Below are 15751 nucleotides of genomic sequence, written 5' to 3' on the forward strand. Positions count from 1 at the left end.
TTGTGATGAAAACCGTTAATATAAGCCAAATTATCACTCAGTAGCGTTATCCCTATTCTGGAGACATTTCCTTTGATCAACGTCCTTCTTGTTGATGACCACGAACTGGTGCGCGCAGGGATACGACGCATTCTTGAAGATATTAAAGGTATTAAAGTTGCCGGTGAGGCGTGCTGTGGGGAAGATGCCGTAAAATGGTGCCGCACAAACTCGGCCGATGTGGTGCTGATGGATATGAATATGCCCGGTATCGGTGGTCTTGAGGCAACACGCAAAATCGCGCGTACCTTTGTTGACACGAAAGTCATCATGCTGACCGTGCATACTGAAAACCCACTGCCCGCGAAGGTGATGCAGGCGGGGGCAGCCGGTTACCTGAGCAAAGGCGCCGCTCCGCAGGAAGTCGTCAATGCTATCCGTTCTGTTTTTGCCGGGCAGCGTTACATTGCCTCTGACATTGCGCAGCAGATGGCGCTGAGCCAGATTGAACCCGAGAAAACGGAATCGCCGTTTGCCAGTTTGTCTGAGCGTGAATTGCAGATTATGCTGATGATCACCAAGGGTCAGAAAGTGAATGAGATCTCAGAACAGCTGAATCTCAGCCCGAAAACGGTCAACAGCTATCGTTATCGAATGTTCAGTAAACTGAACATCCATGGTGATGTTGAACTGACTCATCTGGCCATCCGGCACGGTTTATGTAACGCGGAGACGTTGTTAAGTCAGTGAGTGATGTATTCGATTCAAAAGCATTTCTGAAAACCGTAACCAGCCAGCCAGGCGTCTATCGGATGTATGACGCTGGCGGTACGGTTATCTATGTGGGGAAGGCCAAAGATCTTAAAAAACGTCTTTCCAGCTATTTCCGCAGCAACCTTGCCTCCCGTAAGACCGAAGCGCTGGTCTCACTTATTCAGAATATTGATGTCACCGTGACGCATACCGAGACGGAAGCGCTGCTGCTTGAGCACAACTATATTAAGCTCTACCAGCCGCGCTATAACGTGCTGCTGCGGGACGACAAGTCTTATCCGTTTATCTTTCTGAGTGGCGATACGCATCCGCGGCTCGCGATGCACCGCGGCGCAAAACATGCGAAGGGTGAATATTTCGGCCCCTTCCCGAATGGCTATGCCGTGCGGGAGACGCTGGCGCTGCTGCAAAAAATCTTCCCGATCCGCCAGTGTGAAAACAGCGTCTACCGCAACCGCTCGCGCCCGTGTCTGCAGTACCAGATTGGTCGCTGCCTTGGCCCCTGCGTTGCCGGGCTGGTCAGTGAAGACGAGTATGCGCAGCAGGTAGAATATGTACGCCTGTTCTTAGCCGGCAAAGACGATCAGGTCTTAACCCAGCTGATTGCGCGAATGGAAAAAGCCAGCGCCGCGCTTGAGTTTGAAGAAGCTGCGCGGATCCGCGACCAAATCCAGGCGGTGCGCAGAGTCACTGAGAAACAGTTTGTCTCGAATACCGGTGACGATCTCGACGTTATCGGCGTGGCCTTCGATGCCGGCATGGCCTGCGTGCATGTGCTGTTCATTCGCCAGGGAAAAGTGCTCGGCAGCCGCAGTTATTTCCCGAAAGTGCCTGGCGGCACTGAGTTGGGAGAAGTGGTGGAAACGTTTGTCGGCCAGTTCTATCTGCAGGGCAGCCAGATGCGCACGTTGCCCTCCGAGATCTTGCTTGATTTTAATCTTGACGATAAAACCCTGCTGGCCGATTCGCTTTCCGAACTGGCGGGCCGTCGGGTCAATGTTCAAACCAAACCGCGCGGCGATCGTGCGCGCTATCTTAAGCTGGCGCGAACCAACGCGGCGACGGCGCTCACCACGAAACTGTCCCAGCAATCCACGGTCAGCCAGCGTTTAACCGCGCTGGCGACGCTCCTGAAGTTGCCGGAAGTGAAGCGAATGGAATGTTTCGATATCAGCCATACGATGGGTGAGCAGACGGTGGCGTCCTGTGTGGTGTTTGACGCCAACGGCCCGCTGCGCGCCGAGTATCGCCGATATAACATCACCGGCATCACGCCGGGTGACGACTATGCGGCCATGAATCAGGTGCTCCGCCGTCGCTACGGTAAGGCCATTGAAGAAAGCAAGATCCCTGACGTCATTCTTATCGACGGCGGGAAAGGGCAGCTTGGTCAGGCGAAAGCGGTATTCGAGTCGCTTGACGTTGAGTGGGACAAAAACCATCCGCTTTTGTTAGGCGTGGCAAAAGGGGCCGATCGTAAGGCCGGTCTGGAGACGTTGTTCTTCGAACCGGAAGGCGAGGGCTTCAGCCTGCCACCGGACTCCCCGGCGCTGCACGTTATCCAGCATATTCGCGATGAGTCGCACGACCATGCCATCAGCGGGCACCGCAAAAAACGGGCGAAGGTCAAAAACACGAGCACGCTTGAGACCATTGAGGGCGTGGGGCCAAAACGCCGCCAGATGCTGCTGAAATATATGGGCGGATTGCAAGGATTACTCAACGCCAGCATGGAGGAAATTGCAAAAGTGCCGGGTATTTCGCAAGGGCTGGCAGAAAAGATCTACTACTCGTTGAAACATTGAGGGCTCTGTAGCAACATAGAGCTAAATTTTACTGACAACAAATAGTTACCGTCACTATGCAATATAATATCCCTACGTTGCTCACTCTCTTTCGTGTTGTACTCATTCCGTTCTTTGTGCTGGCATTTTATCTGCCGGTTGTCTGGGCACCGTTTGCCTGCGCATTGATCTTCCTTATCGCAGCGGTAACTGACTGGTTTGATGGCTATCTGGCGCGCCGCTGGAACCAAAGCACCCGTTTCGGCGCGTTTCTCGATCCGGTAGCCGATAAAGTCATGGTCGCTATCGCGATGGTGCTGGTGGCTGAGCACTATCATACCTGGTGGGTGACGCTGCCCGCCGCAACCATGATCGGCCGTGAGATCATCATCTCTGCGCTGCGCGAGTGGATGGCTGAGCTGGGGAAACGCAGCAGCGTGGCGGTGTCCTGGATTGGTAAAGTGAAAACAACCGCGCAGATGGCCTCGCTGGTCTGGATGCTCTGGCGCCCGAACGCCTGGGTAGAGTGGGCGGGGATCGGTCTTCTGTGGGTAGCGGCGGTGCTGACACTGTGGTCAATGCTGCAATATTTGAACGCTGCGCGCGGGGATTTGCTTGAACAGTGATCGTTTCGCCGTAATTTTCAGCAAACGATCCGGGGAAGCAAAAAATAACGTTGACTCATAACGTCATATCAGTAGAATGCAACGCATCGAACGGCGGCACAGCAAGCCGGACGATAGTGAAATCAAGTAGTTAGCAGTAAGCTTGATGACATGCGGGAATAGCTCAGTTGGTAGAGCACGACCTTGCCAAGGTCGGGGTCGCGAGTTCGAGTCTCGTTTCCCGCTCCAGATTAAAGACATGCGCAGCAGCGGGTGTCAGTTTGAAAAGTTTTACGGCGCGTTAGCAAAGCGGTTATGTAGCGGATTGCAAATCCGTCTAGTCCGGTTCGACTCCGGAACGCGCCTCCACTTTCTTCCCGAGCCCGGATGGTGGAATCGGTAGACACAAGGGATTTAAAATCCCTCGGCGTTCGCGCTGTGTGGGTTCAAGTCCCACTCCGGGTACCATGGGAAAACCAGAATAAAATCAATGATAAGCAGTGTCGTGTAAACCACCGAAAGGTGGTTTTTTATTGCCTAATTTTCGCCATTCGCCATTCTTTCGCCATTCAGCTTCGCCACAAAAAGAGGGCATTACTGCCCACCAACTACCGGAACTATAGGAATTTTTCTATCATAACGCGCTGTCTGTGACGCATTTTTGTGACCGGCGATTCCCTGCTTTTCGTTAAGAGTGCCTTCCAGATCTGATATCCCTTTTGCTTTTAAATCGTGGAACGTGAAGTTAAATTCGAGCTCAGGAAATTTTTCAGCGGCTAACTTTTTCGCCTTCATCCACTGCGCGTTAAACGCATCTCTTGTATATCTCAAACCTGATGGCTGGTGGATCAGATAAATACTCACCATTCCTGTATTTAGAGGAAGAGATTCAGCAAGTCTGACTGCATTATCCAATCGCTCCGTCCAAGCCTTAATTTGAGGAACGGCTGTTTTACTCTGCTGAATCATTATCCCTTCATTGAGGATTTGGCTTTTCTTCAGGTCCAGGATATCTCCCTGCCTTGCACAACATAAATAAGCAAGTTCCATAGCAACTTTCACTGGGGTACCAGCAACGCTTAATAAAGCCTCGTATTCCTTATCGGTGACATAGCGAGTTCTCGCTTTTTCCTTAAATTGCTTAACCCCTTGGCAAGGGTTCATCTTCACTTTTCCGCGCTCATATGCCCACCTGAAAACCCTCGATATAAACGCTTTCTCTCGGTTCGCCTGAACCCTGCTTTTTACACCTCTCTTATCCATATACTTCCTGATATGCTCAGGCTTGATGTTGTCTGGCTTCATCTTCCCAAAAACAACATTTACCTTTGCGCCATATTTTCTGTAGTCCTTTCTGGTTTCGGTGGCCAGTTCATGGAAGTCACCAGAGTTAAAAAACTCTTCGCAAAGTGCGTGGAAGTTGGAACCTACCTTGATATCGTTAATGAAGTTTTCATAGGCTGCCCAGACCTGAGACTTAGTAAGATCGTGATTGCACAATCTCACCGTTCTGCCGTCTGGCGTTCTGAATTCATAGGCTGACTTGCCCCGACGAACGCGGGGCGGCATCCAGTTATCTTCTGGGTTTTTGCGGATTCTGGGCATTACATGTCCTTAAAGTTTGGTTCTTCTTCCTCTGGATTGTTCACTATCAGCTTGAGGCCTGCAGGGTTAGTTACATGATCCCATGTAGTGCCTGGCCTGCCATCTTTTCGTGGCACGAAAAACACACCGCTTTCTTTCAGTGCTCGGCACTGAAGGGAAGGGCGACGATAACCAGTAAGCTGATAGAGGTCATCAGGGGTAAGAAAACGTTGGCTTTGTCCGCTCATCGTATAGCTCTCCACTCAACCGGCTGCACCCGGCTATCTCTTATAGAAAATGCATGATGAACAACCACCACGAAGCCCATCATTGCAGGTACGACATCTTTTTGTTTCGGTGTAATAAAGCTGGTGGACCATCTCCTTCGTTACGAGAACAGGCATCGGCACGCGGATGACCAGCTTTTTGAGCCTGTCTATCTCGGCTGCGTGCTCCAGCGCGATATCCTTCCAGTCCTGCGCTTCGGCCATCCACCAGGCCACGTCCGCTTTGAGGCGGCGCACGCGCCGCTGTTTGAGTTTACTGGCCATGTTTATTTACCGAATATCCATTGATTGCCAGCATGTGCTTGAAACTTAACTGAGGTATCTGGCAGCAGTAGTTCCTGCACTACCTCGCCGGTTTCGACATAGTAATAATTGCTGTCAGTGACATTGTTAATAAATAAACCCTGTCGTTCAGCCTCACTAAGCCCACCAATTATTTTCATGACTTTTTTAACAATCGGACGATAGTCAGGCTCTACCCCGGCTAACTTTGCCGCCGCATAGTTATGGTGGCCATCCATCAAAATCGTGTATTGCTGCCCGCGCAGAACAATTGGGTACACAGAAACGATGAAGCGTTTGAACCTGTTTGCACGATCAGCAACTTTTGCATTATCAAGGTATCGCTGGCTGCTAATAAGCTTTCCTTTGATCACGACTTCACCTCCTGCTGCGGTGCTGCATAAAGCGCCTGACTACTCCATCCTGACCACCGCGCCCCTTCTGCTCGATCATCATCCTCTGGGCGAACAAGCGTAACTTCGCTTGGATGTTTCCTGTGTGACCACAGCCATGCTACGGGTTCGGCATAGGCTGGCGATGGTGGGGCGGTGTAAAGGCGCTCAACAATGCAGTTTTCAATTTCGAAAGCGTCTGGCTGGCGATGATCCGTATAATCCCAGCTCTCACCACCTACAGCAGCAAGTGTTTTTAACTTTGTCCTGAATGCCACAGCCTCCGCTTTGAGGGTTGCCAGCGCTGCAGCATCATTTCGAACATTACGCAGTTCCAGAACGGCAACCTGAACTGCATAAGCGAACATAGCAGCAGGGCGATCACCTGCTTTTTCACTGTCGCGCTGCATGTTGACTGCAACAGTCATCAGTTCATTCAGCTGTTCGCCGGACATTGGTTTATTAGTAGTCATTCGCACACCCCCGCATAGACACTGCTGCAAACTGTTTTGTCATTTGATTCCGCCAGTAAGTCAAATTGTGCTCCGCCATGAGTTGTCATCGCCCAATCCCGGTAACTCTCAATTCCATACGCGTCAACGGTAATGAGCTCAATGCGCTTTTCAGCGCGGCGCGGGTCATGCGTCGTCGGGAAAAATGTCGAATTGCCACGGCGAGAACATGCAGCTACCAGCCGTTCCCACTCCGCAACGCGCTTTATCTCTTCCGGCCAGCGACTGAAAATCTCCGCCAGTTCAGATTTGCGGGCATGAATACATGGCATGCAGCCAACGCGGCTGCAGCCCTGCTGATAGAGCGGATTGGGTTTGATTCCGTGCCGTTTGGCGATTGCAAAAACGTCTTCGTGCTGCCATTTAAGAATCGGACGGTAAACATGAAGACCGGGTGTGTCGTCTGCATCTTCTTCCCACTCCGGCAGGTTTGCGCGCGCCGGTGACTCCTGTGCGCGTACACCCTGCCACAAAATCACCTCTTCGAACTCTTCAAGTGCAGGCAGAACAACCCAGTCACGAACAGGGTGGTGTTTCAGCTCAGTAGAACAAAAGCGTGCCTTTGTGCTGGGGAAGCGACCTTTCAACATACAAAGGTCTAAAAAAGGAATTCCTGTTGGATGCAGAATTTCTAAGGCTTGAGCAACACGCTCTGCAGCTTCCTCTGGTGTCATACCGCATTCTTCGACCAGAGTTACGGGCCAGCGTGTTGCAATGAACTTGCGCTTACCTTCAATCTGGCGGGTAAAGTCAGCTTTAACGCGTTTAACTGGCCCCAGTTTTTGCTCCAGATAGTCGAGGTATTCCATTGTCTGCGGGTGCTCATGGCCTGTGTCAGCAAATACATTGAGGTGTTCTACCTCTGACTCTATGGCCCGTAACGATTGCGCCAGGCTGTCTTTGCCGCCTGATATCGAAACAATGTTGATTGCTCCAAGAGCCATGCAGCGAGCGTCAATAGTTGTTTTCATTCAGCAGCTCCTTTTTTGATGGCTTTATGCTCGTCGAGAATTTCCTCGACTTCTGCATGAACCAACCCTTCGAGAGAGATAACACCTGTGTTGCTTATACCTGCCAGGCTGATCAGCTCTACAAGGCGACGCGCTTTCTTTACGCTAATTTCAGGAGCTATGACGCTTCGGGTAACTTTCTTCTTGCCCTTTGCGGCAGCGGAAGCTTTATCCTTCTGAAGAACCTCACCGGCCTTTTCGCCGAACTCTTTTACTCGGTCAACGGCCACATCTACGGACACAGTTCCGGATTTAACTTCTTTCTGAACGTCGTGGTTAGCTGTGCTAAGGAGCAGGAGCTTTTCGACAGTAGGAACAGACTTGTTGACCAGTTTTGCGATCTCGCTGGTGGTCTGATTGAAGGCGTTATGCAGCTCCTGGATAACTGCAGCCTGTTCCATATCGGAGAGCGGGAGCTGGTTGTTACTGGTCATGATGCGCGCCAGACGCTGAACATCGTTACCGTTGAATGGCATGATGTGTATGCGGTCTACGGGCTTTCCAGCTTCAGCACAGCGCGCATAGCAGCGGCGACGGCGATGACCTTCGACAACCCATACGCCACCTTCATCACGGGCGATAACTTCCAGTGGTGGAACTGATCCGCCGTTCATCAGATAGTTGAACAGATCATCATCAGCCTGGCGGGTGCGTTCATCGTCTTCACGTTTGTTGAAACCTTCACGAACATGAATATCGTCAAGACTGATAAACATTCCGGTATCGGTACGCTTAATCAGACCTGACTTGGTCATTTGCTTGAATGAGTTAGCCATTAGAGAGCAACCTCGTTATTCAGGGAAATGACGACAGGAGGCAGCTCACGAAGTTCGCGCTGAGCTTCCAGCAGGTGCATGTTGGTAGGCGTTTTGGTGTGGCGCTCTTCGATGCGGTTGCACTCTTTGGCCCAACTGGCAACATCCTCACGCAGGGTGGCGTTCTGCTCAGCAAGTTCCTTACGCTGCGCCATCGCTTCACAAAGCGCGACACTGGTATAGTCCAGGCGGTTAGCCAGTTCGTTAACCATCCAGCCATAAGCGGCAGGGAGGAGAGGAGCGGCCTTACGAGCGGCGTCAATAAGCTGCTCTCTGGTCATGCGTGGTTGTAACTCAGTGACGTTCTGTGTGTTCGTCATGGATAGTTTCTCCGTGTTATAAGCGCTCTGCACAGCGCTGATTATTTCTTGAAAAATTGAGATTGATAAGGTTTAATAACTCATATAGACAATTTCATTAAATTCCATTGCTTTTCTTTAAAATTCCATCTATTTTTCTTTCGGGATTTTGAAGTAAACTGATGATACGATTTCGTATTAAGATTTGTTATTTTGCGCTTAAGTTTCATCAGGGGCTAAGTTTGTTTCATTACACGACAAGCAGGGATCGTATTTATGGAAAATGCAGTCAACTATGTAAATGGTAAAGTAAGAATAACATTGTGGGCATCACTGATTGCATATGGAGTATTAAATTCCATAATTTACTCTTGGTTTTTTTGGAGTAAATTCAATGTAAACATCATGCATTTTGCAACCATAAATGACTTGATGCCATTAATTATATATACAATGGCTTTGCCGTTGTTGTTAATATTTATTACGTTCCTGTTTTTGCGAGTCTGGGAATTGGTTGTTGACCATGTATTCCCAGCAATCGATGTTCTTGCTTACAGGTATGATATAAATATGCTTGCTACAATACTAATTAAGGTTATCTTGACGATATTATTTGTATTCATCATATTCTTCATTCTCCAATCAATTTACCCTTATTTTAATTTAGATATTATGCTAAATGACGATTCTGGCTTCACCAAAGGTTTGATAGGTTTTATATCTGCTATTCTAGGCTCGGTTTTATCAAGGGTTAAAACATTTTTACCTGAGATGAAAAAACATCGAAGTGTTATTTTTTGTTTCTTTTTAGCTATTCCTGGTTTAACTTACGCTTATGCAGATGATCAAGCTGGGTTTATTTTGAAAGGAATTGATACGTTCATTATTTCATCTAAAGTAGATTGTGAGCAAAAACAAGGGGAAAAATTCAGATATATTTCTACTATATCCGATAAAACAATTGCACTTTCTCTTTTAGATGGTTCAATTTGTATTTACAAATACACTCATCTGCGATTGCAGAAAGAAGGTAAAATTAATTACTCGACTATTCCACCTTCCCAGGTCTCATACAGCATGTAATAGCTAATGTGTAACAGTTTTACAGTGAGATTTTTAAAGAGCTAAGCATCCAATGGGTGCTTTTTTAATACCTCAAATTATACTTGTCTCTTACAAGGCAACACTTATCGCCACGCTGTTGAAAGGCTTCTAGCTTTCGTACGCGCTTGGCTTGATCAGTCCGGCTACAAGATGGAACTGTCTTGCAAGGAATCCCCGGATCGCTGCGGCACTTGTGCTATATGCCGTTCTGCTAACCTAGCGATGGTCTTAAACATCATCACCCCGGCGCATAACGAGTATCACCAATAGTAATTGAATGGTCAACACCTGTAGTGATAAAAATATCATGAGTAATGTTAACTTTATGATTCGTAAGGTGAAAAAAGATGAAAAAATAAGGAGCCGATTGGCTCCTTATGTGAAGATGGTTTCAGGCCATTGGGCCTTGACGACCTTGCCAATTATCCTGCAATTCTCATTACATTCAATGGCCTGATAGCGAGGGCTTGGGTTGAGAGGTTCGAGCCAGGGTTTACCGTCTTCACGAACAAATTTTTTAAAAGTAACCTCTGAATCGTTGAATATACCAGCAACACAGAAATCACCAGGCTTAACGTCCTGTTCTGGATCTATGAGTATAAGCATTCCCTCAGGAAAGCTTGGCTTTACTCCAGGAGGCGCAGTCATTGAATGGCCTGATACCTCAAGCCAAAAGGCAGAATCACTGGCTTTAACAGTGGTTGAAACCCATTCCTTCGCGTCGCGTTCTGTGTATGAATTAACAGGGCAAAATGAGCCCGCCTGCACTTCGGTTAACAGCGGGTACTCATATACAGAGGAATGATTCCTTCCGTTCGCAATCGCCTCAAACATAGCTGATATCTCAGCTGCAAGGGATGGACTGAAATCATCGACTTTTACTCCGAGAATTTTAGCGAACTGTGCGGCATGAGTAGCGTTGATAGCATTTGTGCCATTCAGTAACTGAGCGATACCACTTTGTCCCATACCCATTTGCTCAGCCAAAGTCTCCTGTGAGAGCCCAAGCGCTTTTTTCTTGGACTCAAAGATAGCTTTTAGCCTGTTGGCGTCGGCGATTTGTTCGGCGGTCAATGGTTTCTTTTTCATTCTCATAATTTATCACCGCACGGCATAATCACCAATCACCGCTAGTGTTGACTTGTTTATCACTAACAGTGATACTCTTTATATGTAAACCACGAGGAAAACCAATGAAGATTATTCCGCTCTCTGAATATGTTTTGGAAAACGGGCAGGCTAAAACCGCTGAGGCTCTTGGGGTATACCAAAGCGCCATAAGTAAAGCCATCAAGCGTAATCGCCGGGTAAATATCCTGATAAACGAAGACGGGAAAATTGAAGCCGAGGAAGTCCGACCATTCCCTAACAAAAACAAACCTGCTGATCCTGACGTTGCCGTAACACCGTAACCCAGCAATCAGCATCACGTAACTACCAAAGGAAAAACAACATGGTAGAACCAAGCCTGAAAGAAGTAGTTAAAGCGATGTGTAAAGCGTACTCGGGTGGCCGTGAGGCTATGGCCGGTGCTCTTGGCATGTCACTAACGCAGTTCAATAACAACCTGTACGAGAAGAACGGCTGTCGCTTCTTCGAAGTGAACGAGCTGGAAGCAATGGAAGACATTTCAAACACATCTCTCCTGGCTGATTACTTCGCGCAACGTCGCGACGCTTTGCTGGTGGACGCTCCCAAGCTGGAAGACCTCGATCGCGTAGACCTTTTTACCCGAGCCATGAGAACTGCAGCAGCACGCGGACAGGTTGATCAGATTATCCAGAAGGCCCTGGAAGACGGAGTGATAGAACCGCATGAAGCTGAAGAGATTCACGAGCATCACCGCCGCCATCTGGCAGCGCGTGAAGAAGAAATCCGCGCGATTGTCGCGCTCTTTAGCCGTAAGCAAAGCCAAAAGAAGTGACGCCAGCGGGCGTGCAGGCCCCTGGCGTCTTGGCGTGTCGTATTCAGTGGAGAAACTAACGCATGAACAGTTTAAACCGATTGAGACCAGCGAAGCAATTCAGATGCCTTCCGCTGGTGGGAAAAGATTCCCCGTTCGGCTATGTGGAGAGATTAAACGACCAGCCTGGTGAGAACAACTACCAGCCTGAGAACGCGATGGTAGAGGCATTTGCTCAGATGAACGAGAAGGGGCGTGAAGAATGGCTGAAGTTAACCGGCGATTCAAAGACCACTACGGCGTCCCGGTCCGTGTCATCAGATGGGAGCCACAGACTCGACGCGTTATATACCTTCGCGAAGGGTACGATCATGAGTGCTTCAGCCCTCTTGAGCAATTCCAGCGTAAATTTACAGAGTTAAAGGACGACCATGAGCCTGTTGATGCCATCCCGGCCGATAGTGATAAACCCTGACCTTGCGTACAGCATTGGCCTGAACGAGGCCATTGCGTTGCAGCAGGTTAACTACTGGCTTAAAGAAACCACCTCCGGACTGGAGCGTGACGGCGTGCGCTGGATTTACAACACCAATGAGCAGTGGCTGGAGCAGTTCCCGTTCTGGTCTGAGTCTACGCTTAAGCGCACATTCACCCGCCTGAAGAACCTCGGCGTGCTCAAAGTTGAGCAGCTGAACAAGTCTCAGCGCGACATGACGAACTACTACACGATCAACTACGAAAGCGAACTTTTAGATGAGGTCAAAGTGACCAAATCGAAGAGTTCAAAATGCACTCTTCCATCAGGTCAAAATGAACCGATGGAAGAGGTCAAAGTGGACCGTTCCAACGGGTCAAAACGAACCGCTCTCATCAGGTCAAAATGGCCTGATGTTCTTACAGAGAATACAACAGAGAATACTACAGATATCAAAAACCCTATTTGTCCGGTTGCGCCGCAACCAGACGGTGATGTGTTGATCACCGATCAGGCTAAACAGGTTTTGGTTCACCTGAACCGGGTGACTAACTCCAAATACCAGGTATCAAAAAACTCTCTGCAAAACATCAGAGCCAGAATTGGGGAAGGATTCACCGTCGAAGAGCTCTCACTCGTCGTTGACTACTGCAACGCCAAGTGGAGCGAAGATCTCACGATGTCCGCATACCTCCGCCCACAGACGCTTTTCCAGCCGACCAAATTCCCTGGCTACCTGAAGTCCGCGAACAGCTGGGCAAATGCCGGGAGACCAGCACGAGTTAACGGGAAATGGGTTCGCGAAGATGACGTGTTTAAAACCAGCTTCAAAACCACTGATTACAGCAAGACACCAGCGGGTTTCAGAGGGATAAACTCATGAGCTTTCTCAAAACAATTCAGCTGTTCGTGGCCAACAACCCTGGACTGACGAACAAAGAGATCGCTGCAGCACTTCCGGAGTATGCCTTGCACAGTGTTCAGCGTGCTGTATGTCGCCTTGTCATGCTTAATCGTGCTGAGCGCAAAGGCGAACGTCACAACTTTCGTTACTACGCTAAAGCGCCGGAAGGTCCAATTGGGCCTATCACCCCACGGTTGCCGGTTGAGAAAGCAGAAGTAATTCCTGAGCCAAAGCAGGAAGCCGCACCAAACCCGGCAGTCATTGCGATGATGGCAAAGGCTAAAGAGTTATCTGACAAGGGACTTTATCTGCGTGCTGCTACCGTTCTGATGGAAGCATTCAATCGATCAAAGAACGAAACTTTGCGAGCCAAAATTCTCAAGGAGCGTAAGCGCTGCCTGAGTATGGTGCCGAGGGTTAAAACCACCGGTGATGGCTGGTGTCTGGCTGGCAGGGCGAGGAACGTCTGATGAAGTACTCACTGATTTACGCTGACCCAGCCTGGGAATATGGCAACACCGTCAGCAATGGAGCTGCCACGAATCATTACGGCACGATGAAGCTTATCGACATGAAGCGCCTTCCTGTGTGGGACCTTGCTGCAGATGATGCTGTTCTGGCGATGTGGTTCACCGGGACGCACACCCGTGAAGCCATTGAGCTGGCTGAAGCGTGGGGCTTTAAGGTCCGCACGATGAAGGGCTTCACATGGGTGAAGTTCAACTCTCTGGCAGAGCAGCACATCAACAAAGCGCTTCAGGCTGGTGGAGTAGAGGATTTTTACGACTTCCTCGACCTGCTTAACGAGCAGACCCGCATGAACGGTGGCAACTACACCCGAGCCAATACCGAAGACATGCTGATCGCCACCAGGGGGAATGGACTCGAACGCCAGTGCGCCAGCATCAAGCAGGTTATCTACAGCCCGCTGGGTGAGCACAGCCAGAAACCAGCAGAGGCGCGTTTCCGCCTGGAAAAGCTATACGGCGATGTTCCGCGTATCGAACTATTCAGCCGCTGCGGTGCGCAAGGCTGGGACCACTGGGGAAATCAGGCCGAATCACCGGATGTAGAGTTTTTCCCTGGCAACGTTCAGCCGATCTTTAAAGACGGGTGGAGAGTCGCATGAAGAAGCTTTCAATCGAGGAGATGAACGCGGTTCGTGACGTTGCCCGCCAATGTTCTGATGCCATCAAAAAAGCGCTGAAGAAAAAGCCTAAGCCAAGCTGGAACGTCGTTGTACCTCCGATCCTGAAGGAGTACCACGAGAAGGTGAAACCGATGGGCGTAAGTCTGGTGATGTTCAACAGCGTAATCGGACGCCTGAACGGGCGCTATGGAGTCGAGTCATGATCGAATTAACGCCACGGCAAAGTGAAGTGTATGAAGCTATCAAGGTTCACATCGAAAAGGTTGGCTTCCCACCAACATTGATCGAGCTTGCTGAACTGATTGGTTGCTCATCGCAGAACGCAGCTGCTGAGCATGTGAAGGCGCTAAAGAAAAAAGGTTACATCTCTATCGCTCCTGGCGCTGCCAGGGGCATTACCGTAGTTAAAACTGAATGGGATGCAGATCCGGTATCGATCGTTAGGGAATTGTTATCCGGTGGAGACAAGGCAAGAGATAACGCTGTTGAATGGCTGAAAAAACAGGGAGTGACTTTATGAAACTGGTGCTCCCGTTCCCTCCTAGCGTAAACACCTACTGGCGAGCCCCGAACAAGGGGCCGTTAAAAGGCCGCCATCTCATCAGTGAGAAAGGCAGGGCATATCAGAGTGCGGCATGCGCAGCGATTATTGAGCAGCTGCGTTGCCTTCCAAAACCATCATCGTCACCAGCTGCGGTGGAGATCCTTCTCTTTCCGCCAGATGCACGCCGCCGCGACATTGACAATTACAACAAGGCTTTGTTTGACGCGCTTACTCACGCTGGCATCTGGGAGGATGACAGCCAGGTGCAGAGAATGCTGGTGGAGTGGGGACCGAAGGTGCATGGAGGAAGGGTAGAAATATCTATAACCAAGCATCAACCTGCAATGGAGGTAATTAGGTGAGAGCCATACTGACACCTGAAGTTGCGCCAATGTCCGGGGTGGTGCTGTTCCGCCCAGGTAACGAATTGCTGTGGCTGTTCCGTCGTGGCCGTGTGGTGATTGAAACGCCTTCCGAAGCAGTCCAGCACTTGCCTTCTGGTCTGATCCCCGAAGCACACCAGCCACTGACAGATGATGTCAGTATGCAGGCGCTTTTTCAGAACGAGCGGGTAATTCAGCGCGCTGGTGGACTTAGTAGCCTTGATGCCTGGCTGGAGCGTAAATTCGAATGTCAGTGGCCCCATAATGACTGGCATTCGAAGGACTTTACGGTGATGCGCCACGCGCCCGGAAGCATTCGCCTGTGCTGGGGGTGTGATAACCAGTTGCGTGAGCAAACTACTGAAAGACTGGCAGGAATTGCCATGCAGAACCTGGTAAAATGGCTGCTCGAAAGGGTGAATATCATGCTGGGTTTCAGCGCTGACCACACCCTGACGCTGCCGGAGTTCTGCTGGTGGATGGTACGTAACGATCTGGCTGACCTTATTCCTGAATCAGTGGCTAACCAGGCGCTCAGGATTAAGCCTGAATCGCACAGTTCAGTGATGCGTGAAAGCGACATTGTTCCGTCATTACCGGCGACTGAAATCCTCCAGGAGAAAGTTAAGAAGATAGTCTCGGTGAAGGTCGATCCTGAATCACCGGAATCTTTCATACTGAGGCCAAAGCGCCGCCGCTGGGAGAACGATAAGTACACCCGCTGGGTCAAGTCGCAGCAGTGCAGTTGCTGCAATAACCCGGCAGACGACCCCCACCACCTGATAGGCCACGGACAGGGTGGAATGGGTACCAAAGCGCACGACTTGTTTGTGATACCGCTGTGCAGAGCGCATCACAATGAGTTGCACGCTGATCCTGTGGCATTTGAAGCGAAATACGGCGACCAGTTGGTGCTGTTATTTCGGTTTTTAGATCGTGCGCTTGAAATCGGCGTACTGGCGTAA

Annotated in this window: 23 protein-coding genes and 3 tRNA genes; 17 read left to right on the plus strand and 9 right to left on the minus strand. The window is 49.8% G+C overall.

Annotation, left to right across the window (positions count from 1 at the left end; translation table 11 throughout):
• Nucleotides 1-72 precede the first annotated feature (72 nt).
• The 6 genes from uvrY to AB8818_RS19840 all read left to right on the plus strand — a co-directional run bounded on the left by uvrY (nt 73) and on the right by AB8818_RS19840 (nt 3610).
• A complete protein-coding gene (uvrY, locus tag AB8818_RS19815) occupies nt 73-729 on the plus strand; it encodes a UvrY/SirA/GacA family response regulator transcription factor (protein ID WP_013096026.1) in 657 nt (218 codons plus the stop codon).
• On the plus strand, nt 726-2558 hold the full coding sequence (gene uvrC / locus AB8818_RS19820; RefSeq protein ID WP_151412574.1) for an excinuclease ABC subunit UvrC: 1833 nt from the start codon (nt 726-728) through the stop codon (nt 2556-2558). The genes uvrY and uvrC overlap by 4 nt, the downstream gene beginning before the upstream one ends.
• A 56-nt stretch (nt 2559-2614) precedes the next feature.
• Complete coding sequence (gene pgsA, locus AB8818_RS19825) at nt 2615-3163, plus strand: CDP-diacylglycerol--glycerol-3-phosphate 3-phosphatidyltransferase (RefSeq protein ID WP_116339001.1); 549 nt, start codon at nt 2615-2617, stop codon at nt 3161-3163.
• 152 nt (nt 3164-3315) lie between these two features.
• Nucleotides 3316-3391, plus strand: a tRNA-Gly gene (locus AB8818_RS19830).
• A gap of 46 nt (nt 3392-3437) precedes the next feature.
• Nucleotides 3438-3511 (plus strand) — tRNA-Cys (locus tag AB8818_RS19835).
• 12 nt (nt 3512-3523) lie between these two features.
• A tRNA-Leu gene (locus AB8818_RS19840) sits at nt 3524-3610 on the plus strand.
• Between the two features lie 126 nt (nt 3611-3736).
• On the opposite strand, the gene AB8818_RS19845 is transcribed toward AB8818_RS19840, so the two are convergent.
• From AB8818_RS19845 to AB8818_RS19880, 8 genes are read right to left on the minus strand one after another with little or no spacing between them, the layout of a single operon-like run.
• Nucleotides 3737-4747 (minus strand): tyrosine-type recombinase/integrase, encoded by a 1011-nt coding sequence (locus AB8818_RS19845; RefSeq protein WP_047362879.1) that lies wholly within the window; start codon nt 4745-4747, stop codon nt 3737-3739.
• Entirely contained in the window at nt 4747-4974 is a 228-nt protein-coding gene (locus AB8818_RS19850; protein ID WP_371199973.1) for a DUF4224 domain-containing protein, read from the minus strand. Before AB8818_RS19850 ends, AB8818_RS19845 begins: the two co-directional genes overlap by 1 nt.
• 33 nt (nt 4975-5007) lie before the next feature.
• A complete protein-coding gene (locus tag AB8818_RS19855; RefSeq protein ID WP_371199974.1) occupies nt 5008-5277 on the minus strand; it encodes a hypothetical protein in 270 nt (89 codons plus the stop codon).
• Between the two features lie 2 nt (nt 5278-5279).
• Complete coding sequence (locus tag AB8818_RS19860) at nt 5280-5669, minus strand: chromosome partitioning protein ParB (protein WP_371199975.1); 390 nt, start codon at nt 5667-5669, stop codon at nt 5280-5282.
• A complete protein-coding gene (locus AB8818_RS19865) occupies nt 5666-6160 on the minus strand; it encodes a hypothetical protein (RefSeq protein ID WP_371199976.1) in 495 nt (164 codons plus the stop codon). The genes AB8818_RS19860 and AB8818_RS19865 overlap by 4 nt, the downstream gene beginning before the upstream one ends.
• Entirely contained in the window at nt 6157-7170 is a 1014-nt protein-coding gene (locus AB8818_RS19870) for a phosphoadenosine phosphosulfate reductase family protein (protein WP_371199977.1), read from the minus strand. The genes AB8818_RS19865 and AB8818_RS19870 overlap by 4 nt, the downstream gene beginning before the upstream one ends.
• On the minus strand, nt 7167-7985 hold the full coding sequence (locus AB8818_RS19875) for a chromosome partitioning protein ParB (protein ID WP_371199978.1): 819 nt from the start codon (nt 7983-7985) through the stop codon (nt 7167-7169). The genes AB8818_RS19870 and AB8818_RS19875 overlap by 4 nt, the downstream gene beginning before the upstream one ends.
• Complete coding sequence (locus tag AB8818_RS19880; RefSeq protein ID WP_371199979.1) at nt 7985-8344, minus strand: hypothetical protein; 360 nt, start codon at nt 8342-8344, stop codon at nt 7985-7987. Before AB8818_RS19880 ends, AB8818_RS19875 begins: the two co-directional genes overlap by 1 nt.
• 255 nt (nt 8345-8599) lie before the next feature.
• Between AB8818_RS19880 and AB8818_RS19885 the strand changes: the two genes are divergently transcribed.
• Entirely contained in the window at nt 8600-9406 is an 807-nt protein-coding gene (locus AB8818_RS19885; protein WP_371199980.1) for a hypothetical protein, read from the plus strand.
• 396 nt (nt 9407-9802) lie between these two features.
• On the opposite strand, the gene AB8818_RS19890 is transcribed toward AB8818_RS19885, so the two are convergent.
• Entirely contained in the window at nt 9803-10522 is a 720-nt protein-coding gene (locus tag AB8818_RS19890; RefSeq protein ID WP_371199981.1) for a LexA family protein, read from the minus strand.
• 98 nt (nt 10523-10620) lie between these two features.
• On the opposite strand from AB8818_RS19890, the gene AB8818_RS19895 reads away from it, so the two are divergent.
• The 10 genes from AB8818_RS19895 to AB8818_RS19940 all read left to right on the plus strand — a co-directional run bounded on the left by AB8818_RS19895 (nt 10621) and on the right by AB8818_RS19940 (nt 15751).
• Nucleotides 10621-10839: a Cro/CI family transcriptional regulator gene (locus AB8818_RS19895; protein ID WP_193034337.1), complete on the plus strand. Its 219-nt coding sequence runs from the start codon at nt 10621-10623 to the stop codon at nt 10837-10839.
• Nucleotides 10840-10880: 41 nt separating this feature from the next.
• Nucleotides 10881-11351, plus strand: coding sequence for a YmfL family putative regulatory protein (locus tag AB8818_RS19900; protein ID WP_023343893.1), 471 nt, complete (start codon nt 10881-10883; stop codon nt 11349-11351).
• Between the two features lie 241 nt (nt 11352-11592).
• Complete coding sequence (locus AB8818_RS19905) at nt 11593-11805, plus strand: DUF4222 domain-containing protein (protein ID WP_071993458.1); 213 nt, start codon at nt 11593-11595, stop codon at nt 11803-11805.
• Nucleotides 11762-12688: a conserved phage C-terminal domain-containing protein gene (locus AB8818_RS19910; RefSeq protein WP_100170042.1), complete on the plus strand. Its 927-nt coding sequence runs from the start codon at nt 11762-11764 to the stop codon at nt 12686-12688. Before AB8818_RS19905 ends, AB8818_RS19910 begins: the two co-directional genes overlap by 44 nt.
• Nucleotides 12685-13179 carry a hypothetical protein gene (locus AB8818_RS19915; protein ID WP_100170043.1) on the plus strand — a complete coding sequence of 165 codons (495 nt, stop codon included), beginning with the start codon at nt 12685-12687 and terminating at the stop codon, nt 13177-13179. Before AB8818_RS19910 ends, AB8818_RS19915 begins: the two co-directional genes overlap by 4 nt.
• Nucleotides 13179-13838, plus strand: a complete 660-nt coding sequence (locus AB8818_RS19920; RefSeq protein WP_232927224.1) for an MT-A70 family methyltransferase — start codon at nt 13179-13181, stop codon at nt 13836-13838. Before AB8818_RS19915 ends, AB8818_RS19920 begins: the two co-directional genes overlap by 1 nt.
• Nucleotides 13835-14062, plus strand: a complete 228-nt coding sequence (locus AB8818_RS19925; RefSeq protein ID WP_126349054.1) for a hypothetical protein — start codon at nt 13835-13837, stop codon at nt 14060-14062. The genes AB8818_RS19920 and AB8818_RS19925 overlap by 4 nt, the downstream gene beginning before the upstream one ends.
• On the plus strand, nt 14059-14379 hold the full coding sequence (locus tag AB8818_RS19930; protein ID WP_371199982.1) for a LexA family transcriptional regulator: 321 nt from the start codon (nt 14059-14061) through the stop codon (nt 14377-14379). Before AB8818_RS19925 ends, AB8818_RS19930 begins: the two co-directional genes overlap by 4 nt.
• Complete coding sequence (locus AB8818_RS19935) at nt 14376-14765, plus strand: RusA family crossover junction endodeoxyribonuclease (protein WP_069732466.1); 390 nt, start codon at nt 14376-14378, stop codon at nt 14763-14765. The genes AB8818_RS19930 and AB8818_RS19935 overlap by 4 nt, the downstream gene beginning before the upstream one ends.
• Nucleotides 14762-15751 carry a DUF968 domain-containing protein gene (locus tag AB8818_RS19940; protein ID WP_371199983.1) on the plus strand — a complete coding sequence of 330 codons (990 nt, stop codon included), beginning with the start codon at nt 14762-14764 and terminating at the stop codon, nt 15749-15751. The genes AB8818_RS19935 and AB8818_RS19940 overlap by 4 nt, the downstream gene beginning before the upstream one ends.

This window comes from Enterobacter sp. KB-280D8, from assembly GCF_041399405.1.
GTDB lineage: Bacteria > Pseudomonadota > Gammaproteobacteria > Enterobacterales > Enterobacteriaceae > Enterobacter > Enterobacter cloacae_N.